This window comes from Streptomyces purpurogeneiscleroticus (genome assembly GCF_020024005.1).
GTDB lineage: Bacteria > Actinomycetota > Actinomycetes > Streptomycetales > Streptomycetaceae > Streptomyces > Streptomyces purpurogeneiscleroticus.
Window position 1 is genome coordinate 1 of sequence record NZ_NHSG01000379.1, and the last position, 19,936, is coordinate 19,936.

Annotated in this window: 22 protein-coding genes; 13 read left to right on the forward strand and 9 right to left on the reverse strand. The window is 71.4% G+C overall.

The annotated features are described in order from the left end of the window. Window positions 1-173 precede the first annotated feature (173 nt). The 7 genes from ccsB to hemL all read right to left on the reverse strand — a co-directional run bounded on the left by ccsB (window position 174) and on the right by hemL (window position 7,854). On the reverse strand, window positions 174-1,262 hold the full coding sequence (ccsB, locus tag CCS38_RS27300) for a c-type cytochrome biogenesis protein CcsB (protein WP_223735986.1): 1,089 nt from the start codon (window positions 1,260-1,262) through the stop codon (window positions 174-176). Then, a complete protein-coding gene (gene resB / locus CCS38_RS27305; protein ID WP_223735987.1) occupies window positions 1,259-3,010 on the reverse strand; it encodes a cytochrome c biogenesis protein ResB in 1,752 nt (583 codons plus the stop codon). The genes ccsB and resB overlap by 4 nt, the downstream gene beginning before the upstream one ends. A 4-nt stretch (window positions 3,011-3,014) precedes the next feature. After that, window positions 3,015-3,785 (reverse strand): cytochrome c biogenesis CcdA family protein, encoded by a 771-nt coding sequence (locus CCS38_RS27310; protein WP_223735988.1) that lies wholly within the window; start codon window positions 3,783-3,785, stop codon window positions 3,015-3,017. Window positions 3,786-3,789: 4 nt separating this feature from the next. Continuing rightward, window positions 3,790-4,407, reverse strand: a complete 618-nt coding sequence (locus CCS38_RS27315; protein ID WP_223735989.1) for a TlpA family protein disulfide reductase — start codon at window positions 4,405-4,407, stop codon at window positions 3,790-3,792. A 57-nt stretch (window positions 4,408-4,464) separates the two neighbouring features. Further along, window positions 4,465-5,676 (reverse strand): polysaccharide deacetylase family protein, encoded by a 1,212-nt coding sequence (locus CCS38_RS27320; protein WP_223735990.1) that lies wholly within the window; start codon window positions 5,674-5,676, stop codon window positions 4,465-4,467. 151 nt (window positions 5,677-5,827) lie between these two features. After that, a complete protein-coding gene (locus CCS38_RS27325; RefSeq protein ID WP_223735991.1) occupies window positions 5,828-6,550 on the reverse strand; it encodes a histidine phosphatase family protein in 723 nt (240 codons plus the stop codon). Then, window positions 6,547-7,854: a glutamate-1-semialdehyde 2,1-aminomutase gene (gene hemL / locus CCS38_RS27330; RefSeq protein ID WP_223735992.1), complete on the reverse strand. Its 1,308-nt coding sequence runs from the start codon at window positions 7,852-7,854 to the stop codon at window positions 6,547-6,549. Before hemL ends, CCS38_RS27325 begins: the two co-directional genes overlap by 4 nt. A gap of 125 nt (window positions 7,855-7,979) precedes the next feature. Here hemL and CCS38_RS27335 point away from each other — a divergent pair, with 125 nt between their 5' ends. The 6 genes from CCS38_RS27335 to CCS38_RS27360 all read left to right on the forward strand — a co-directional run bounded on the left by CCS38_RS27335 (window position 7,980) and on the right by CCS38_RS27360 (window position 13,408). Further along, window positions 7,980-8,591: a hypothetical protein gene (locus tag CCS38_RS27335; protein ID WP_223735993.1), complete on the forward strand. Its 612-nt coding sequence runs from the start codon at window positions 7,980-7,982 to the stop codon at window positions 8,589-8,591. Between the two features lie 102 nt (window positions 8,592-8,693). Beyond that, window positions 8,694-9,314, forward strand: coding sequence for a chemotaxis protein CheB (locus CCS38_RS27340; RefSeq protein WP_223735994.1), 621 nt, complete (start codon window positions 8,694-8,696; stop codon window positions 9,312-9,314). Further along, complete coding sequence (locus CCS38_RS27345) at window positions 9,314-11,194, forward strand: CheR family methyltransferase (RefSeq protein WP_223735995.1); 1,881 nt, start codon at window positions 9,314-9,316, stop codon at window positions 11,192-11,194. The genes CCS38_RS27340 and CCS38_RS27345 overlap by 1 nt, the downstream gene beginning before the upstream one ends. A gap of 9 nt (window positions 11,195-11,203) precedes the next feature. After that, complete coding sequence (locus CCS38_RS27350) at window positions 11,204-12,049, forward strand: GAF domain-containing protein (RefSeq protein ID WP_223735996.1); 846 nt, start codon at window positions 11,204-11,206, stop codon at window positions 12,047-12,049. A gap of 56 nt (window positions 12,050-12,105) precedes the next feature. Then, the gene (locus CCS38_RS27355; protein WP_223735997.1) at window positions 12,106-12,828 is read left to right on the forward strand and encodes an ANTAR domain-containing protein; all 723 of its coding nucleotides are present in this window, start codon (window positions 12,106-12,108) and stop codon (window positions 12,826-12,828) included. A gap of 124 nt (window positions 12,829-12,952) precedes the next feature. Further along, complete coding sequence (locus CCS38_RS27360; protein WP_223735998.1) at window positions 12,953-13,408, forward strand: tellurite resistance TerB family protein; 456 nt, start codon at window positions 12,953-12,955, stop codon at window positions 13,406-13,408. A gap of 27 nt (window positions 13,409-13,435) precedes the next feature. Here the strand turns inward: CCS38_RS27360 and CCS38_RS27365 are convergent, their stop codons facing one another. Then, complete coding sequence (locus CCS38_RS27365) at window positions 13,436-13,678, reverse strand: twin-arginine translocase TatA/TatE family subunit (RefSeq protein ID WP_223735999.1); 243 nt, start codon at window positions 13,676-13,678, stop codon at window positions 13,436-13,438. Between the two features lie 200 nt (window positions 13,679-13,878). Between CCS38_RS27365 and CCS38_RS27370 the strand changes: the two genes are divergently transcribed. Both CCS38_RS27370 and CCS38_RS27375 read left to right on the forward strand, forming a co-directional pair. Then, on the forward strand, window positions 13,879-14,259 hold the full coding sequence (locus CCS38_RS27370; RefSeq protein WP_223736000.1) for a BlaI/MecI/CopY family transcriptional regulator: 381 nt from the start codon (window positions 13,879-13,881) through the stop codon (window positions 14,257-14,259). Between the two features lie 3 nt (window positions 14,260-14,262). Beyond that, entirely contained in the window at window positions 14,263-15,210 is a 948-nt protein-coding gene (locus tag CCS38_RS27375) for a M56 family metallopeptidase (RefSeq protein ID WP_223736001.1), read from the forward strand. A 9-nt stretch (window positions 15,211-15,219) separates the two neighbouring features. Here CCS38_RS27375 and CCS38_RS27380 read toward each other — a convergent pair whose 3' ends face one another. Next, window positions 15,220-15,813: a TetR/AcrR family transcriptional regulator gene (locus CCS38_RS27380; RefSeq protein WP_223736002.1), complete on the reverse strand. Its 594-nt coding sequence runs from the start codon at window positions 15,811-15,813 to the stop codon at window positions 15,220-15,222. Window positions 15,814-15,910: 97 nt separating this feature from the next. Here CCS38_RS27380 and CCS38_RS27385 point away from each other — a divergent pair, with 97 nt between their 5' ends. From CCS38_RS27385 to CCS38_RS27405, 5 genes are all read left to right on the forward strand, one after another. After that, window positions 15,911-17,443: an FAD-dependent oxidoreductase gene (locus CCS38_RS27385; RefSeq protein WP_223736003.1), complete on the forward strand. Its 1,533-nt coding sequence runs from the start codon at window positions 15,911-15,913 to the stop codon at window positions 17,441-17,443. A gap of 46 nt (window positions 17,444-17,489) precedes the next feature. Then, the gene (locus CCS38_RS27390) at window positions 17,490-17,825 is read left to right on the forward strand and encodes a YnfA family protein (protein ID WP_223736004.1); all 336 of its coding nucleotides are present in this window, start codon (window positions 17,490-17,492) and stop codon (window positions 17,823-17,825) included. 90 nt (window positions 17,826-17,915) lie between these two features. Next, window positions 17,916-18,665, forward strand: coding sequence for an SDR family NAD(P)-dependent oxidoreductase (locus tag CCS38_RS27395; RefSeq protein ID WP_223736005.1), 750 nt, complete (start codon window positions 17,916-17,918; stop codon window positions 18,663-18,665). A 51-nt stretch (window positions 18,666-18,716) separates the two neighbouring features. Next, window positions 18,717-19,118 carry a VOC family protein gene (locus CCS38_RS27400; RefSeq protein WP_223736032.1) on the forward strand — a complete coding sequence of 134 codons (402 nt, stop codon included), beginning with the start codon at window positions 18,717-18,719 and terminating at the stop codon, window positions 19,116-19,118. A 114-nt stretch (window positions 19,119-19,232) separates the two neighbouring features. Next, a complete protein-coding gene (locus CCS38_RS27405; RefSeq protein WP_223736006.1) occupies window positions 19,233-19,664 on the forward strand; it encodes a peptidoglycan-binding domain-containing protein in 432 nt (143 codons plus the stop codon). Window positions 19,665-19,936: the final 272 nt, after the last annotated feature.

The window sequence follows — 19,936 nt, forward strand, 5'->3', positions numbered from 1 at the left end:
CGTACACCGGCACCACCGTCACCGTCGCGGAACGGCTCCTCCCCGCCGGACGCCCGTACCCCGCCCCGGCCCGGACGCCCGGCCTTCGTCCCGCGGCCCGGTAGGTGGCGCAAGCGGAACGGCCGTGACCGTCCGCTGGACAGTCACGGCCGTACGGCGCCCGAAGCCTGCGGTCAGACCCCCGCGTAGGAGTGCAGACCCGTGACGAAGATGTTCACGCCGTAGTAGTTGAAGAGGTAGCAGGCGAAGGCGATCAGGGCCAGGTAGGCGGCCTTGCGGCCCTTCCAGCCGGCGGTCGCGCGGGCGTGCAGGTAGCAGGCGTAGGCGACCCAGGTGATGAAGGACCAGACCTCCTTGGGGTCCCAGCCCCAGTAGCGGCCCCAGGCGGCCTCGGCCCAGATCGCGCCCGCGATGATCGTGAAGGTCCACAGCGGGAAGACGGTCGCGTTGATGCGGTACGCGAACTTGTCCAGCGAGGCGGCGGCGGGCAGCCGCTCCAGTACCGACTTGGCGAAGGCGCCCGGCTGCTTGCCGCTCGGGTCGGCGAGCTTGGCCTCGTAGCGGTCGCGGAAGAGGTACAGCAGGGTGGAGACCGCGCCCATGTAGAGCACCGCGCCGGAGATGATCGCGCAGCTGACGTGGATCCACAGCCAATACGAGTGCAGCGCCGGGACCAGCTGGTCGCTGGCGGTGTAGAGGACCGAGACGGCGAGGCCGAGGTCCAGCAGGACGGTGGTGACCAGCGGCAGCCCGAGCCAGCGCACGTTCTTCTTGGCGACCAGCAGGATCAGGTACACGGCCACCGCGACCGCGGCGAAGGTGGTGGAGAACTCGTACATGTTGCCCCAGGGGGCACGCTCCACCGACAGAGCGCGGGAGACCACGCCGCCCACGTGGATCAGCCAGGCCAGGGTGGTCAGCGAGATGGCGATCCGGCCGTACAGGTCGCCCTTCTCGGTGCCGCCGTGCGCGCCGATGCCGTCGGGCACGTCCCGGCTGCCGGCCGCCGAGCGGGTCACGACCTTCGGGCGGTCCAGTACGGCGGTGCCGCCGGCCTTGGCCTTGGACTGCACCGTCACGGCGGGCGCCGCCGCCTTGTCCGCGGTGAGCGCGGCGGCCGTACGGCCCACCTTGCTCCGACTGCCGAACACCCACTCCGCCATGTGCGCAAGGAACGCCAGGGTGTAGATCGCCATCGCCGAATAGATCAGCGTGTTGCTGGTACTGGCCAGGTTCTCGTTGGCCGCGGCCGCGAGGTTCACGCGCGCGCTCCTTCGGAGGGATCAGCGTTACCGGCGGAGTCGGTCGGCTCCGCGGAGTCTTCGGGGTCGGAAGCTTCGGTTTCGGGTTCCGGCTCGGGCGCCTGCGGGGCGTCCGGCTGGAGGGTGTACGCGAGGTCCGCCAGCTCCTCGGGGAGCTTCGCGGACTCGCTGCGGCCGAGCCCGGCGATCTCCACGACGGTGACACCGTCGGGGCCCGGCTCGGCGCGGACCCACACCCGCCGGCGCTGGATGAACAGCGAGCCGGCGAGACCGAGCAGGGCGGCGACCGCGCCGCCCAGCGCGAGCCCGTTGCCGGGCTGGTGGGAGATCTTGAAGCTGGCCCACTGCTTGACGCCGTTGAACTTGATGCTGCCGTCACCGTTCGGCAGCTTCATGGCCTGGCCCGGCGACATCATCTGGGCGACCGCCCGGCCGTCGACCTTGTACTGCTTCAGGTTCTTGGTCTCGAGCTGGTAGACGTTCTGCGGCAGGCCGGAGTCCACGCCCAGGTCACCGTGGTACGCGGTGAGGGTCAGCCGGGGATTGTCCAGCGCCGGGAAGACGGAGAACATCGAGCCGGAGCCCTTGCCGCCGAAGGTCGGGACGAAGAAGCCCTGGAAGCCCAGCTGGTTCTTCTTGCCGTCCTTGGTCTTGGCGCCGGGCACCTTCACCACGCCGCTGGAGGTGAAGTTCTTGGGGTCCTGCGGGAGGAACGGGACCGCGCCCTCGTAGACGACCTTGCCGGTGCCGTCCTTGACGGTGACGTCGGGCGCGTAGCCGTGCGAGAGCAGGTAGACCCGGTCACCGCCGATGTCCAGCGGCTCGTTGACCTTGATCGAGGTCTTGTGCTCCTTGCCGTCGGCACCGCTGAAGTAGGTGACGTCGGCGCGGAAGATCCGCGGGGTGCCGTTCTGCGGCCCGCCGCGCTCGTACGTGGCGACGAACTTGTCGAGCTGGAAGCCGAACGGCGCCAGGTCGTCGGTGTCGAAGAACGGCCCGGACTTGAAGTCGTCGAACTGCGTCAGGCTGTTGGAGAAGCCGTCGCCCTCGGCGATCAGCTTGCCGCCCTCGGACTTCCACAGGTTGCCGACGGCGAAGGCGACCAGCATCACGATCAGCGCGATGTGGAAGATCAGGTTGCCGGCCTCGCGGAGGTACCCCTTCTCGGAGGCGACCGAGGTGCCCACGATATGGGTACGGAAGCGGCGCTTCTTGAGGGTCCGCTGGGCGGCCTCCAGGACCTGCTCGGGCTCGGCGGTGGTGCGCCAGGTGGCGTACGCGGGCAGCCGGGTCAGCCGGCGCGGGGCGCCCGGCGGGCGGCCGCGCAGCTGGCCGACGAACTGCCAGGTCCGCGGGACGATGCAGCCGATCAGCGAGATGAACAGCAGCAGGTAGATCGCGGAGAACCACACCGAGCTGTAGACGTGGAACATCCCGAGCTTGTCGTAGACCGGCCCGAGGATGTCGTGCTGTTCCTTGAACTGGTCGACCTTGACCGGGTCGATGCTGGTCTGCGGGATGAGCGAGCCGGGGACGGCGCCGAGCGAGAGCAGGAAGAGCAGGATCAGCGCCACCCGCATCGAGGTCAGCTGGCGCCAGAACCAGCGGGCCCAGCCGATCGGCCCGAGGGAGGGGAAGGAGACCTCTTCCTTCGGCGCGGTGGACAGCTGGGAGCCCGCGGCGCCGAGGTCGGCGTCCTGCGGGGTCTCGTTCTGCGTGTCGCTGTGGGTGTCGGTCTTGGCGGCCATCAATTCAGATCCCAACGGTGAAGCCGGTCGTCCAGCTCTGCAGCTCGGACATCATGCTGTCCCAGATTCCTGTGACGAGCAGGACGCCGATCACCACGAGCAGCCCGCCACCGGTCCGCATCACCCAGACATAGTGGCGCTTGACCCAGCCGAACGCGCCGAGCGCCTTGCGGAAGGCCAGCGCGACCAGGATGAAGGGCAGGCCGAGGCCGATGCAGTACGCGATGGTCAGCAGCGCGCCGCGGCCCGCGCTCGCCTCGTTGAACGACAGGGCGTTCACGGCGGTCAGGGTGGGGCCCAGGCACGGCGTCCAGCCGACGCCGAAGAGCACGCCCAGCACGGGCGCGCCCACCAGCCCCATCGCGGGCCGCTTGTGCAGCATCCGGAACTCGCGCTGCCCGAAGCGGCCCAGCACGCCCATGAAGGTGAGGCCGAGCAGGATGGTCAGGGCGCCGAGCACCCGGGAGATGACGTCCTTGTAGTCCTGGAGCGTCTGCCCGAAGTACCCGAAGAGGGCGCCGCCGGAGACGAAGACGACCGTGAAGCCGAGGACGAAGAGGGCGGCGCCGCCGAGCATCCGGCCGCGCTTGGCCTCGCCCAGGTCGGTGCCGGTGACGCCGGTCACGTACGACATGTAGCCCGGTACGAGCGGCAGTACGCACGGGGAGAAGAAGGACACCAGGCCGCCGAGGAGGGCGATCGGCAGGGCGACCAGCAGGGCGCCGGTGAGCACGGTCTGGTTCGGCGCTGTACTTGCGGCGGCGAGCGCGATCACGGGATCACTTCTCCGCGATCAGCGGGTCGATCATCTTGCGCAGCTCTTTCTCGCTGAGCGGGGTGAGCGCGCGCGCCGCGATCCGGCCCTTGCGGTCGATCGCGATGGTGGTGGGGATCGCCTGCGGGTTCAGGCTGCCCTTGGGGAAGCGCAGCATCTGCTTGCCCATCGGGTCGTACAGGCTCGGGTACGGGACCTTGTGCTGCTCCTCGAAGCTGACCGCCTGGGTCTTCTTGGAGTCCCGGGTGTTGATCCCGAGGAACTGCACGCCCTCGTCCTTGGTCTCGTTCGCGACCTTGGCGAAGTTCGGGGCCTCGGCGATGCAGGGCGCGCACCAGGAGCCCCAGATGTTGAGGACGACGACCTTGCCCTTGTAGTCGGCGATGTCGAGGTGCTCGCCCTTGGTGGATTCGCCCGAGATGTCGGGCACCGGCTGCCGGTCGGCCGGCTTCACGGTGTCCACGCCGTCCTTGCCCTGCACGAACTTCGTCTGCTCCGAGCCCCCTGACGTACCGCCTGACCCGCAGGCGCTCAGCAGCACGGCGGCGACCGCGGCGCCGGCGGCCGGCAGGAGCATACGGCGACGGGTGACGCGGCGGCGGGGGACGCGGCAGGCACTCATGTGAAAAGTTTCGCATGGGCCCATTACGGATCTTCCGCACCCCCCTCGTCGCGCGGTTCAGTCCGCCGCGAGGTACCGGCGCCAGCCACCCTTCGGCTGCTCGCCGACGTCCAGCCGCTGGAGCCTGGCCAGCACCTTCGGGTCCTGGACGGCCAGCCAGTCGGTGAACTGCCGGAAGGACACCAGCCGCACGTCCCGGTGCTTCCCGTCCGCGATGTGCTTGATCGCTTCCTCGACGGCGTCCATGTAGATCCCGCCGTTCCACTCCTCGAAGTGGTTGCCGATGAAGAAGGGTGCGCGGTTGGTCTCGTAGGCGCGCCGGAAGCCGTTGATGTACGCGCCTGCGGCCTGCCGGCGCCAGCCCGGATAGTTCGTGCTCGGCGCCCGGGTGGAATTGCGGGACTGGTTTGCCAAGAGGTTGTAATCCATGGACAGCACTTCATAGGAGTGGCCCGGGAACGGGATCTGCTGGAGCGGGAAGTCCCAGATGCCGTGCTTCTTCGTGGGCCAGGTCTGGCGGCCGCCGGGCGAGCTGGCGTCGTAGCGCCAGCCCAGCTCGCGGGCGGTGGGCAGCAGATTGTCCTGGCCGAGCAGGCAGGGGGTGCGGCCGCCGACGAGTTCCTTCTTGTAGTCGAAGGGCAGCGGCTCGACGTCGGTGAAGCCGGTGTGGGTCCGCCACTTCGTGACGAAGCCGGTGGCCTGGTCGATCTCGGAGCGCCACTGCGCGGGGGTCCAGTGGGCGACCGAGCCGGAGCCGGCGCAGAAGTGGCCGTTGAAGTGGGTGCCTATCTCGTGCCCCTCGAGCCAGGCCGCGCGGATGTTCCGCAACGTCTCCTTGATGTGGTCGTCGGTGAGGTAGCCGATGTCGGAGGCGCCGACCGGGTTGTTCGGCGGGCGGTAGAGCGACTTCTTGGACTCCGGCAGGCAGTACAGCCCGGAGAGGAAGAACGTCATCGACGCGCCGTGGTCCCGGGCGAGGCGGCGGAAGCGGGGGAAGAGGCCGTTGCCGACCTCGCCCGCGCCGTCCCAGGAGAAGACGACGAACTGCGGCGGGGCCTGGCCCGGCGCCAGCGGCTCGGGCTTCGGGGGCTGGTGGGGCTGCGGGCCGGTCTCGGCGGTGGAGCCGTCGCCGAGCGGCTTCGGGCGGGCCTGGACGGTGGGTTTCCCGGCGGCGTCGCCGGGGCGTGCGGTGCCGCAGCCCGCGAGTCCGATCGCGGCGGCCGCCCCCGCTCCGATGCCCAGCAGGTTCCGCCGACTGATCGCGCTCATACCGTTCCCGTTCACCCTTGCCGTACCAAAGCCCGCATATACGGACATGAGGTAAGAGGGCAGGGCAGGTGCCGGGGTTCCGGCGTGAGTGCATATATCTACGGCGGTACGTACGGGCAACTCTCTGCCCGTACGTACCGCCGCAGGGGAATCAGGCGCCGGCCGCCTTCGGCTGGCCCTTCACGGAGCCCTTGCCGAACCGGGGCTGGGCCCCGGCCCGCAGATGCTCGGGGACCAGGTCGAGCGCGGGCTCGCTGTAGCCGACCGACACGATCCGGTCGCCGTGGAAGGTGAAGGACGTCAGAGAGGCGAGGGTGCACTGCCGCTTGCGCGGGTCGTGCCACAGCCGCCGCCGCTCGGCGAAGCTGCGCACGATCCAGATCGGCAGCTGGTGGCTGACCGCGACAGCCTCGTGCCCGCGGGCCGCGTCCCGGGCCGCGCCGATCGCCGCCATCATCCGGACGACCTGCTCGATGTACGGCTCGCCCCAGGACGGCCGGAACGGGTTGGTGAAGTACCTCCAGTTCCCCGGCCGCTTGAGCGCGCCGTCGCCGACACCGAAGGTCTTGCCCTCGAAGATGTTCCCGGCCTCGATGAGCCGCCCGTCGGTCGCGACGTCCAGCCCGTGCACCTTGCCGATCGGCGTGGCCGTCTCCTGCGCCCGCTCCAGCGGGGAGGCGACGACATGCGTGATGTCGCGGTCGGCGAGGTGCTCGGCGACCCGGTCGGCCATCTGCCGGCCGAGCTCGGAGAGGTGGTACCCGGGGCGCCGCCCGTAAAGGATGCCGTCGGGGTTGTGCACCTCACCGTGGCGCATCAGGTGGACGACGGTGATGTCGTCACCGTTGCCGCCGTTGCCGGTGCTGCCGCTCATGCGGTGGCCTCGGCCGCGGCCCGGGCTGCGGCCGGCAGCGCGGCCGCGATCCGCTCGACGGCCTGCGTGTCGTGCGCGGTGGAGACGAACCAGGACTCGAAGGCGGACGGCGGGAGGTAGACGCCCTGGGAGAGCATCGAGTGGAAGAAGGGCGTGAAGCGGAAGGACTCCTGCGCCTTGGCCTTCTCGTAGTCGGTGACGTCCTGGTCGGAGAAGAAGACCGAGAACATGTTGCCCGCGACCTGCACGCGGTGCGCCACGCCCTCCTTGGTCAGCGCCTCGGAGACCAGCCCGCGCAGCTCCGCGGAGACCGCGTCGACCTGCTCGTACGCGGCGTCGTCCAGCAGCCTCAGCTGCGTGACACCGGCGGCGGTGGCGATCGGGTTACCGGAGAGGGTGCCCGCCTGGTAGACCGGGCCGGCCGGGGCGAGGTGGGCCATGACGTCGGCACGGCCGCCGAACGCCGCGGCCGGGAAGCCGCCGCCCATGACCTTGCCGAAGGTCATCAGGTCGGGACGCACGCCGTCGATGCCGTACCAGCCGGCCTTGCTCACCCGGAAGCCGGTCATGACCTCGTCGGAGATGTACAGCGCGCCGTTGGCGGAGCAGAGGTCCTTCAGGCCCTGGTTGAAGCCGGGCAGCGGCGGGACCACGCCCATGTTGCCGGGCGACGCCTCGGTGATCACACAGGCGATCTGGCCCTCGTGCGCGGCGAACGCGGCGCGCACGGCCTCGATGTCGTTGTACGGGAGCACGATCGTGTCACCGGCCTGCGCGCCGGTGACGCCCGGCGTGTCGGGCAGCCCGAAGGTCGCCACGCCCGAACCGGCCGCGGCCAGCAGCGCGTCGACGTGACCGTGGTAGCAGCCGGCGAACTTGATCACCTTGGGGCGGCCGGTGAAGCCGCGGGCCAGCCGGATCGCCGACATGGTCGCCTCGGTACCGGAGGAGACCAGCCGGACCTGCTCGACCGGCTCGATCCGGTCCACGATCTCCTCGGCGAGCTCGACCTCGCCGGCGCCCGGCGTGCCGAAGGACAGACCGCGCGCGACGGCGTCCTGCACGGCCGCGAGGACCTGCGGGTGGGAGTGGCCGAGGATCATCGGTCCCCACGAGCACACGAGGTCGACGTACTCACGACCGTCGGCATCGGTGAGGTACGGACCGGTACCGGACACCATGAACCGGGGCGTACCGCCCACGGCGCGGAACGCGCGCACGGGAGAGTTCACGCCGCCGGGCGTCACGACGGCCGCGCGGTCGAAGAGCGTCTGCGAAACTGGGGCATCGTACGAGTGAGTCACGCAAGCAATGGTCTCAGAGGCGCACGGGGGCGCGCGGCCGGGCGTTTCACACGCCGGTGACGGGGGAGGTCTCTGAGACGATGATCGGGTTGCGCGGCTGAGGCTGCGAGTGGTCGGGTGGAGATATGCATCGCGGTGGCGAACTGGGCGAAGGGACGGATGACCGGGGCCCGGAGCGCGCCCGGCGCGGACGCCACCGCCGAGCGGAGTACAGCGGCGAGCAGGACCGTGCGGAGCAGAGCGGCACCGGGCAGGTCGGCCCGGAGAACAACAGCGGGACCAGCAGCAGAGGCGGGCGCATGGGGGTGACGTACAAATACTTCGGCGCTCCCGACGGCGCCACCGCGGCCCGGGTACCGATCTCGATGCGCCCCGAAGAGCTGGGCGGTGACGAGCTCGGCATGGGCGGGATGTTCACCAAGATCAAGCCGGAGACCATGGCGGCGATGGTGCTGACCGGCATAGAAGGCATACCGCTGTCCAAGGTCCCCCCGCTGGAACTGGTCGTCCTGCACCCCGATTACGCCGTGGTCAAGCTCCCGATGACGGTCGTCGACCCGCTGCGCGGCGTCGGCGAGGAGTCGGTGGGCGCCGCCGCCTTCATCTGGTCCACCGTCCCCGACCGCGGCGGCCCGCGCGACGCCTTCGCCGTCTACCGCCTCCTGCACGAGTGGCAGGACTTCAGCCACCGTCTGCACGAGGCCGGACATCAGGCGTACTGCCTGGTGTGGCCCTGACGAGCGGCGGAGGCCCGGCCCCGCCGGACGGCGTAGCCGAACCAGTACTTCCCGCCCTTCCGGCTTCCCCTCCACCGGGCGGAGCGGACTAGGCTCGCAGGTGTGACGGCACACGCGTCCGCACCGGACCACGACGAGCCCGCACCGGACGACTTCGCCATCGTGGCGGTCGCCTCCTCGGCCGGCGGCATCCGCGGGCTGAGTGTGCTCCTGGAGACGCTGGGGACCGGGCTTCCCGTCCCGCTGCTCATCGTGCAGCACCTCGACCCCCGCCACAGCACCGTCATCGCCGACGTCCTCGCCCGGCGCAGCCCGCTCACGATCAAGCTGGCGGAAGACGGCGAACAGGCCCTGCCCGGTTTCGTCTACATCGCCCCGCCCAACCATCACCTCCTCGTCGGCCCCGACGGCGTCCTGACGCTCACCAGCAGCAAGCTCGTGCACTTCGTACGCCCCTCGGCCGACCTCCTCTTCGAATCGGTGGCGGGCGCCTACGGCTCGCGCGCCATCGCCTGCGTCCTGACCGGCTCCGGCTACGACGGCGCGATGGGCGTCGACGCGGTGAAGTCGCGCGGTGGCACCGTCATCGCAGAGGATCCCCGCACGGCAGAATTCCGGGGCATGCCGGAGGCGGCCGTGCAGACGGGGGCCGTGGACTTCGTGCTACCCCTGGAAGAAATCGCCGCGGTGATCCGTGGCCTGGTCGAGACCAAGAGGCAATGATGGGTGACGCGCGGGAAGCCGAGGCGGACGAGGAGCTGGAGGCGCTGCTCGGCTTCCTCAGAGACACCCGGGGATTCGATTTCACCGGCTACAAGAGATCCTCCCTGGGCCGCCGCATCCGCAAGCGGATGACAGACGTGAACGTCGAGTCCTACGCCGACTACCGGGACCTGCTGGAGGCCAGCGCGGACGAATTCGGCGCGCTCTTCAACACCATCCTGATCAACGTCACCTCCTACTTCCGCGACACCGACTCCTGGGCCTTCCTCCAGCGCGAGGTGCTGCCCGAACTGCTCGCGCAGGGGGAGCCCGAGGAAGAGATCCGGGTGTGGAGCGCGGGCTGCTCCAGCGGCGAGGAGGCGTACTCCCTCGCGATCATGTTCGCCGAGGCGCTCGGCATCGACGAGTGCACGCACCGCGTCAAGATCTATGCCACGGACGTCGACGAGGAGGCGCTGCGCGACGCGCGCACCGGTCTCTATACGGCGAAGGCGCTGGACGGGCTGCCGGCGGAGCTGCGGGAGAAGTACTTCGACCAGAACGGCGCGCAGTTCAGCTTCCGCGCCGACCTGCGCCGCCGGGTGATCTTCGGCCGGCACGACATCACCCGCGACGCCCCGATCTCCCGCCTGGACCTGCTGGTCTGCCGTAACACGCTGATGTACTTCAACGTCGAGGCGCAGACCCAGATCGTCGACCGCTTCCACTTCGCGCTGCGTCCGGGCGGCTTCCTCTTCCTGGGGAAGGCGGAGATGCTGCTGAACGACGCCGACCGGTTCGACGTCATGAGCATGCGCCAGCGGGTCTTCCGGCGCCGTCCGGGCGAGTCGGGCCCGCCGTACCACGCCACCCCCGTGAAGATCCGCGCGAGCGGCCACCAGGAAGTCCACTCCCTCGCCCGCAACCGCCAGCTGCGCGACCTGATCCTGGACGCCGCGCCCTCCCCCGCGGTCGCCGTCGACATCGACGGGGCCGTCGTGTTGATCAACAACCCCGCGCGCGCCCAGTTCTCCCTCACTTCGGGCGACATCGGCCGCCCGTTCCAGGACCTGGAGATCTCCTACCGCCCGGTCGAGCTGCGCTCCCTGATCGAGCAGGCCCTGCACGAGCGGCGGACCCTGCGGGTCAACGGCGCCGAGCGGCGGGTCGGCGAGGAGCTGCAGTACTTCGACATCCTCATCCAGCCGCTGATGTCCGCGAACGGGATGCCGGCCGCCACGAGCATCACGTTCACCGACGTCACCGTGGTCACGCAGCTGCGGTCGGAGATCAAGCGGGTCCGGGAGGACCTGGAGACCGCGTACGAAGAGCTGCAGTCGACCAACGAGGAGCTGGAGACGACGAACGAAGAACTCCAGTCCAGCATCGAGGAGCTGGAAACCACGAACGAGGAACTCCAGTCCACGAACGAGGAGCTGGAGACGACGAACGAAGAACTCCAGTCGGGCAACGAGGAACTGGAGACCATGAATGAGGAGATGCGCATCCGCACCGAGGAGCTGGACGAGGCCCGCGCGTTCCTCGAAGCGGTCCTGACCAGCGTCGCGGCCGGTGTGGTGGTCCTGGACCGGGAGACCCGGGTCAAGAGCTGGAACCGCGGCGCAGCCGAGCTGTGGGGGCTGCGCTCCGACGAGGTCGTCGAAGAACCGTTCTTCTCCCTGGACTTCGGGCTGCCCGCCGACCTGCTGCGGGACATGGTGCAGCAGTGCCTGGACGACGGTCTGCACACGGGACCCGTCGGCATTCCGGCCGTGAACCGCATCGGCCGGGCCATCAACTGCTCGGTCGTGTGCTCGCCGTTCAACGGGTACAACGGCGGCGTCGTCCTGTTGATGGAAGAAGTACCCGACGCCCGGGCCGATGGCGGAAAGCCCGCGTAGGCTGCCCATATGGAAACCCGGGGTCCGTCCGGAAAGGTGGCGGCCGCACGGCATCGTGCGGCCGAGGCGCACCGACGCGCGGACCGCGCCGAAGCGCTGGCCGCCCAGCAGGAACGCTTCGCGGAGCAGACGGGTCATCCGCTCCATCTCCGCCTCGCGGCCACCCACCGCAAGGCGGCCGCCAGCCATCGTTCCTCGGCCCAGCTCCAGGAGGCGTACGCCCGCCGGCTGGAGAGCTGGTCCTCGCCCGCGGGCCCGCCGCCCCCCTTCATGAGCGTGGTCGCGGACGCCTGCGGCACGGACAGCGCCGCCCTCGCCCTGCTCGGCTCCGACCACAGCCAGCTCGCGGTCGCCGCGTCCGACGATTCCTCGCGCGCGGCACAGGACTTGGAGTACGTGCTCGGCGAGGGCCCGTGCCGGGACGCCGCCGCCGGCCGCTGCCGGGTCACCGTCGCCGGGCCCGCCATCGAGCAGCGCTGGCCCGGTTACGGCCCGGCGGTGACGGCACTGGGCTTCGGCGAGGTGGTCGCCGTACCCTTGGAGACTCCCGACGGCTGCCTGGGTTCACTGGCCGTCTTCGACCCCCGGCCCGGTATCGCCAGGTCCGACGTCTTCACCGAGATCACCGACGCGCTGGTGCGCACCGTACTGCTCGGCCCGGACGCCGATCCGGAGCTCTACGGCGGCACGGACCACCGCGACATGGTGCACCAGGCGGCAGGCATGGTGTCCGTACAGGCCCACCGTCCTGTCGAGGACGCGCTCGCACTGGTCAAGGCAAAGGCGTACGCCGACGGGGTACCCGTCAACGAAATGGCGCGACGGATCGTGCACGGAAGGCTGCGTCTTGCCTGACAGGCAAAGATGACGCAAGGTTCGCGGAGCGCTGCGACTCGCCTGAAGGGGGCGTCATGACGACACCGGCACAGCAGATCGCCGACGTGTTCGTGGAACTGTCCGGAGGAACCGCGGGCACGCCCTTGGAGATCCCCGAGTTGCTGGCCAGGCTGGCGCGTTGCAGTCCCGGGCTGCTCGGCGTGCGCGCCGCCGGGGCGGTGGGGGCCGTGGACGACCGGGCGGAGCCGCAGGTGGCCGGCTCCGAGGACGGCGTACAGCTGCTGAAGCAGGACGCGCTGAAGTGGCGCGAGGGCCCGGGTACGGAGAGCCGCCTCAGCGGCCGGCCGCTCTCCGGCATCGCGTTCGACGGCCGGGCGGCCAGGGAGCGCTGGCCGCGGTACACGCCGCGGGTGCTGGAGCTGGGGTACACCCGCGCCGCCGCCTTCCCGCTGCGGACCGGCGAGCGGTCCGTGGGCGCGCTGGTCCTGCTGAGCTCCGCGGCGGACGCCCCGTTGTCCGAGGAGAAGGCGGCGCTCGCCCAGTCCCTCGCGGACTTCACCGCGCAGATCCTGGTGCGCGACCACGAACTGCAGGCGAGCCGGACGCTGAGCTCCCAGCTGGAGTACGCGCTGAACAGCCGGGTGATCATCGAGCAGGCCAAGGGCGTGCTCGCCACCCGCCACGCGCTCACCATGGACGGCGCCTTCGCCCTGCTGCGCGGCCACGCCCGCGCGCACCGCCGGCTGCTGACCGACGTGGCCCAGGACGTGGTCGGGGGCCGGCTCGACCTCGGCTGATCCCGCTGCTCGGCCTCGGGCGCACCCGCGCACCCCGTCAACTTCTACACCCGTGTAGATTTCAGCTCGGCGGCGCACCGCCGCACGCCGGACGCGGAACGACGAAGACGACGAGGAGCAGCACATGGCCCTGTGGGACCGGATCAAGGACTCCGCCCAGACGATGCAGACGCAGCTGACGGCGAAGAAGAACGATCTGAAGAGCGGCGCCTTCCGGGACGCGAGCATGGCGATATGCGCACTGGTGGCCGCGGCGGACGGCAGCGTCGACACCTCCGAACGCCGCCGCGTCGCCCAGCTGATCATGTCGAACGACGTGCTGCAGAACTTCCCGGCCGACGATCTGCAGCGCCGCTTCGACGGTTACCTCGACAAGCTCATCGCCGACTTCGAGTTCGGCAGGGTGAGCGTGCTCCAGGAGATCGGCAAGGTGAAGAAGAAGCCGGCCGAGGCGCGCGCCGTCATCCAGATCGGCATCGTCATCGGCGGCGCGGACGGCGACTTCGACAAGACCGAGCAGGCCGTCGTGCGCGACGTCTGCTTCGCGCTGGACATCCCGCCGGCCGAGTTCGACCTGTGACGGGGAGGCCGGGTGCGGCCGCGGCGGTCAGCCGCGGGGCCCCGGCTCGCCCTGCGTACGGGAATTGATCACGTCGCCCGGCTGCGCCTTGATGACGCGCGGCGGCGGACCGTCGTCGTCCGGGTGGACCCCGTCCTTCATCGCCCTGGTCTCGGCCTTCAGGATGCGGGTCGCCTTGCCTGCCGACCGTACGAGATCGGGCAGCCGCTTGGCCGCGAGCACCACGATGACAACGATGAGGAGCAGCGCGATCTCACTGATCCCGAACATCCCCGGTCCTCTCTTCCCCCTCCGCACGGAGGGCCCCTTGAGCGTACCGGCCGTCGACGCGGCCGACTTGAAACTACAGCACTGTAGAAACAAGGAGTGAAGACCAGGCGTACGCCCCGGGCTCACCTCAGTACGATGGCCGCTCCACGGACCGTACGACCACCACACGTACGGACGGGGCAGCGGAGGGAGACGGCGGAGTGGACCGCGGAGCGCGCCGGCGCGGCCAGGGCGAACTGGAGGCGCAGGTCCTGTCGGTGCTGCGGCTCTCCCCGGGCCCGGCAACCGCGGCCTGGGTGCAGAAACGTCTCGACGGCGATCTCGCCTACACCACCGTCATGACCATCCTCTCCCGGCTGCTGGCCAAGGGGGCCGTCACCCGCGAGCGCCTGGGCCGCGCCTTCGTGTGGCAGGCCGCGTCCGACGAGGCGGGGCTCGCCGCGCTGCGCATGCGCCGGGTACTGGACGCGGAGGCCGACCGGGAAGCGGTGCTGGCCAGCTTTGTCACGACCCTCTCCCCCGACGACGAGCGCCTGCTGCGCGGCCTGCTCCACGAGGCGGGCGAGGACGCGGAGGACTGACCCGTGGGCGTGTTCGTCTTCCTGCCCCTGGTGCTCCCGCTGACCGCGTGGCCGGTGGCGCGCCTGGCCGAGCAGCATCTGCACCCGCGCAGCGCCACCCGCCTGCTGGCCGGCGTGGCGGCCGTACTGGCCGTGTGCAGCACCCTCTGCCTCGCCCTGATCATGGTCGTCGGCACCGCCCAGCTCCCCGGCAACCCGCTGCCGGACGGCTGGTCCGACCCGGAGGTCCGCGCGGCGGTCCCGTACGACGAGGTCGTGGGCAGGGCGGCGATCCCCGCGCTGGCCGCGGTGGCCGTCGCGGGCGTCCGTACGCTCTGGCGCCATCTGCGCGTACGCAGCAGGGCGACCCGCGCGCTGGCCGGGCTGCCGGGCTCGCGGGTCGCGGTCCTGCCGGACGGCGCACCGTACGCGTACGCGCTGCCGGCCCGGCGGCCCGGACCGGGCCGGATCGTGGTGTCCACCGCGATGCTGGACCGGCTGGACTCGCGCGAGCGGCGGGCCCTGTTCGCGCACGAACGCGCGCACCTGACGGGCCGTCATCACCGTTACCTGCTGGCCGTGCAGCTCGCGGCCCGCGCCAACCCCTTCCTGCTGCCGCTGCGCACGGCCACGGAGTTCTGCACCGAGCGCTGGGCGGACGAGGAGGCGGCGCAGGCGGTCGGCGACCGCCGGGTGACGGCGCGCGCGGTGGGCAAGGCGGCGCTCATCACCCGGCACGCGCCGATGGCGGGGCTGGCTGGGCTGGCGTCGTTTGCCGCTCCGGGTCCCGTACCGCGCCGGGTGGCGGCGCTGCTGCGGTCCGGGCCGCCGGTCCGCGGCTGGCCGCCGGCGCTCACCCCGGCCGGCATCGCCACCCTCGTCGCGGCGGCGGGCACCCTCGCCTCGGCCCTCTCCTCCGTCAACGCCGCCGTCGCGCTCTTCCTCGTCCTCCAGGCGGCGACACCGCTCTGAGCGGGCCCCTCAGGGGCGTTCCGCCGTCAGATACCGCTGCACCGTCGGCGCCAGCCAGGCCACGACCTCGTCGTGGCTGAGCCCCGTAGCGGGCGGGATCCGGACGACGTAACGGGCCATCGCCATCCCGATGATCTGCGAGCCGACCAGCGCGGCCCGCACCGCCGCCTCGTCCGGCACCGGGCAGACCGCCGCGATCACCGGCGCCAGCTGGTCGCGGAAGACCGACCGCAGCCGCTCGGCGCCCGCCTCCACGGTCACGGCGACCCGCACCATCCCGGTCAGCCGCTCGTCGTGCTCCCAGACGTCCAGGAAGTGGCGCACCAGCCGCTCGCCCAGCCCGTCGCGGTCCACCGCGGTCAGGTCCGGCATCCGCAGGTCGATGTCGGTGGCGGCGACGAACAGGCCCTCCTTGTTGCCGTAGTAGCGCATGACCATGGACGGGTCGATGCCCGCGTCCCGGGCGATGGCCCGGATGGTGGCGCGCTCGTACCCCTCGGCGGCGAAGCGGTCGCGCGCGGCGTCGAGGATCGCGGCGCGGGTCGCGTCGGAGCGGCGGGGACGGGCCGGGGACTCGGTACCGGAAGAGGGTCTGTCGGGCATGCCAACAAGCGTAGGCCAACACCTGTTGACACGCCAGAGCGGGCGCCGTACGTTGCCAACAAGCGTTGACCAACACGCGTTGGCTCAGGAGGCGGCCATGAACCGCGAAACCGGCACCACCACCCGTACGACAGCCCCGCACCCCACCTCCGACGTCCTGGTCGTCGGCGCCGGGCCCACCGGCCTGCTGCTCGCCGGCGACCTCGCCGAGGCCGGCCTCGACGTCACCCTGCTGGAGCGCCGCGCCCCCGGGATCAGCAATCTCACCCGCTCCCTGGTCGTGCACGCCCGCACCCTCGAACAGTTCGACGCCCGTGACCTCGCCGAGGGAGTGATCGACACCGGCCACCCGGTGACCTCGCTCCAGCTGTTCGGCGATGTCGCGATCGATCCGACCGGGCTGCCCACCCGCTTCCCATTCATCCTGGTCACCCCGCAGTTCGAGGTCGAGCGGGTGCTGGAGGAGCGGGCCCGCAAGGCCGGCGTGACCTTCGCGTACGGCCACGAGCTCACCGGCATCGACCAGGACGCCGACGGCATCACGGCCACGGTCCGCACCGAAGGCGGCGGCACGGCCGGCCACCGCGCGTCCTACCTGGTCGGTACCGACGGCGTGCACAGCGGCGTCCGCCGGGCGCTCGGCCTGCCGTTCCCCGGCAAGGCCGTCATCCGGTCCGTCGTACTCGCCGACGTACGCCTCACCGAAGAGCTGTCCGCGCCGCTCGTCGCCAAGGCCACCGGCGACGCCTTCGCCCTCATCGCGGGCTTCGGCGACGGCTGGTACCGGGTGATCGCCTGGCACCGCCACCGGCAGGCCGACGACAAGGCGCCGGTCGGCCTGGCGGAGGTCCGCGAGCTCACCCGGCTCGCCCACGGCACCGACTACGGCATCCAGGAGGCCCGCTGGATGTCCCGCTTCCACAGCGACGAGCGGCAGGTGCCGGAGTACCGCGTCGGCCGGGCCTTCCTCGCGGGCGACGCGGCCCACGTGCACTCCCCGGCCGGCGGCCAGGGCATGAACACCGGCCTGCAGGACGCCGCCAACCTCAGCTGGAAGCTCATCGCCGTACTGCGCGGCCGGGCCGGCGACGCACTGCTGGACACGTACCACGCCGAACGCCACCCGGTGGGCCGCATGGTGCTGCGCTCCAGCGGCGCGCTCATCCGGTTCGCGCTGCTGCAGACCCGCGCGCAGCACGCGGCGCGGATGCTGGCCACGCAGCTCATCAAGCGGGTACCGCCGGTGACCCACCGCGCCGTCTCGATGATCACGGGCATCGGCATCGCGTACGGACGCCACCGCGGCGACCACCCGCTGACGGGCCGGCGCGCGCCCGACATCCGCCTCGCGGACGGCAGCCGCCTCTACGAAGCGCTGCGCGGCAACCGCTTCGTCCTGATCACCCCCGCGTACGAGTCGCCGGAGCTGGGCGGCCGGGACGCGAGCCGCCTCGTGCACGGCACCTGGCGCGGCGACCGGCGCACCGCGCTGCTGGTCCGCCCGGACGGCTACATCGCGTGGGCCACGGACACCATGGACCGCGCGGCCCGCGCGGACGCCCTGGCGGCGGCCCTGCTGCGCTGGACGGGCCCTGCGGAGCGGGAGCCGGCGGCGTCGGCCCGGGGGTGAGCGACCGGGCCCGTGCCGGGCCGGACGGTCGGCATACGCTGCCCGTATGTCGATCTTCCGGTCCGCCGTGCTCTTCGTCCTCGCCGCGCTCCTGGAGATCGGCGGCGCCTGGCTGGTCTGGCAGGGCGTACGGGAGAGCCGCGGCTGGCTCTGGGCGGGCGCGGGCGTCCTGGCCCTGGGCGCGTACGGCTTCGTCGCCACGCTCCAGCCGGACGCCGACTTCGGCCGCATCCTCGCCGCGTACGGGGGCGTCTTCGTCGCCGGCTCGCTGGTCTGGGGCATGGTCGCGGACGGCTACCGCCCCGACCGCTGGGACATCACCGGCGCCCTGGTCTGCCTGGCCGGCATGGCCCTGATCATGTACGCGCCGCGGGGACGGTAAAACGGCCAGGACCACCGGTTCAACTGCGCATATCCTGACCGCGGTACCGCCCACTCGTACATCCGTACGCCCGTACGCCGAGGAGCACTTATGCCCGCCGCCGACCGTACCGCCGTCGTCACCGGAGCGAGCAGTGGCATCGGTGCCGCGACCGCCCGGCAGCTCGCCGAGGCCGGTTACCGAGTGATCCTCGCCGCGCGCCGCAAGGACCGCATCGAGGAGCTGGCCGCCGAGCTCCCGCACGCCGAGGCGTACGCCCTGGACGTCACCGACCGCGCCGCCGTCGACGCCTTCGCGGCCTCCCTGGACCGCTGCGACGTCCTGGTCGCCAACGCGGGCGGCGCGCTCGGCACCGACCCGGTGGCCACCGCCGACCCGGCCGACTGGCGCGCGATGTACGAGGTCAACGTCCTCGGCGTACTCAACGTGGTGCAGGCGCTGCTGCCCGCGCTGACCGCCACCGGCGACGGCACGGTCGTCGTCCTCTCCTCGACCGCCGGGCACGGCACGTACGAGGGCGGCGGCGGTTACGTGGCCGCCAAGCACGGCGCACACGTCCTCACCGAGACGCTCCGCCTGGAGCTGTGCGGCGAACCCGTACGCGTCATCGAGATCGCCCCCGGCATGGTGAAGACCGACGAGTTCGCGCTCACCCGCTTCCGCGGCGACGAGGCGAAGGCCGCCAAGGTGTACCAGGGCGTCGCCGAGCCGCTGACCGCCGAGGACGTGGCCGAGACGATCGCCTGGGCGGTCGCCCGCCCCGCCCACGTCAACATCGACCTCCTCGTCGTCCGCCCGCGCGCCCAGGCGTCCAACACGAAGGTCCACCGCGAGTCCTGACCGGTCCGACTCCCAGGGAAGGAACACCCCATGCCCGCCACCCCCGCTCCCGTGACCGTCACCGCCTTCGACCACCTGGTCCTCAACGTCGCCGACGTCGAACGCGCGCTGGACTTCTACTGCGGGCCGCTCGGCCTCGAACCGGTCCGGGTGGACGCATGGCGGGCCGGCGAGGTGCCGTTCCCGTCCGTCCGGGTGAGCCCGACGACCATCATCGACCTGGTACGAGCCCCCGAGGACGCGGCCGGCGCGGCCGGCTCCGGCCGGAACGTCGACCACCTCTGCCTGGTCGTCGCGCCCCTGGACTGGCAACAGGTCATCGACTCCGGGGTGTTCACCGTCCTCGACGGCCCCGGCAAGCGCTTCGGTGCCCGCGGCACCGCCGAGTCCCTCTACGTCCAGGACCCGGACGGCAACACCGTCGAGCTGCGCTGGTACCCGGCGGACGCGTAGAGCGGCGCGCGGTGTGCCCCGCGCGCCACATCGGTACACCTCGGACGGCGGACCTTCACAAGATCCACAACCATCACTCCACATGATTTTCCCGTTACCGGGCACGGGGGCAGCGTGAGCACTTTCCGTATCCCCACCCCCCGTTTCCGCAGGCCCGGCAGGGCCTTCAAGCGTGCGGCCGTACTGGCCGCCGGCGCTGGCCTGTTGACCACCGGCCTGCTCGCCACCCCCGCCTCCGCCGCAATGGGCGACAACGTCGTGCACGGCCCCGCTGCCTGTGCCTTCTCCGAGGACCGCAGCACCGTCGCCCTCGGCGCGGCCGGCGACCAGGTCTCCCAGGTCCAGTGCCTGCTGGCCAACCGCCAGTACCTGGGCTGGAACAACCTCAGCGGCACCTTCGACGCCAACACGATGGCGGCCGTGGCCCACTTCCAGTCCGACCACGACCTCGTCCCGAACGGCGTGGTCAACCCCACCACCTGGCTCGCCCTGTACCAGGCGGGCGCCCCGGCCGGCCCGGTGCCGCCGGCCCAGCCTGCTGCCTGACCCACGTCCCACCCGTCACATTCGCTGCATCCGAAGGGCCGGGCCCCCACCGGGGCCCGGCCCTTCGGCCCTGCCGCTCCGCCCCTTTCAGCGTCTCCGTGGTGGGCACCTGCGACCGGGACCGGGACCGGTTGATCGAATCAGGGCGGGAGCTGGCCGGGAGTGTCGCGTCGGTGCGCTCGCGTGAGCGTCCTGCGGGCATAAACGGGCAGGTCATGGCATCCGGCGGCCGGGGCGGTGCCGACGGGCCAGACTCGGGGCAGGCGGCGCGG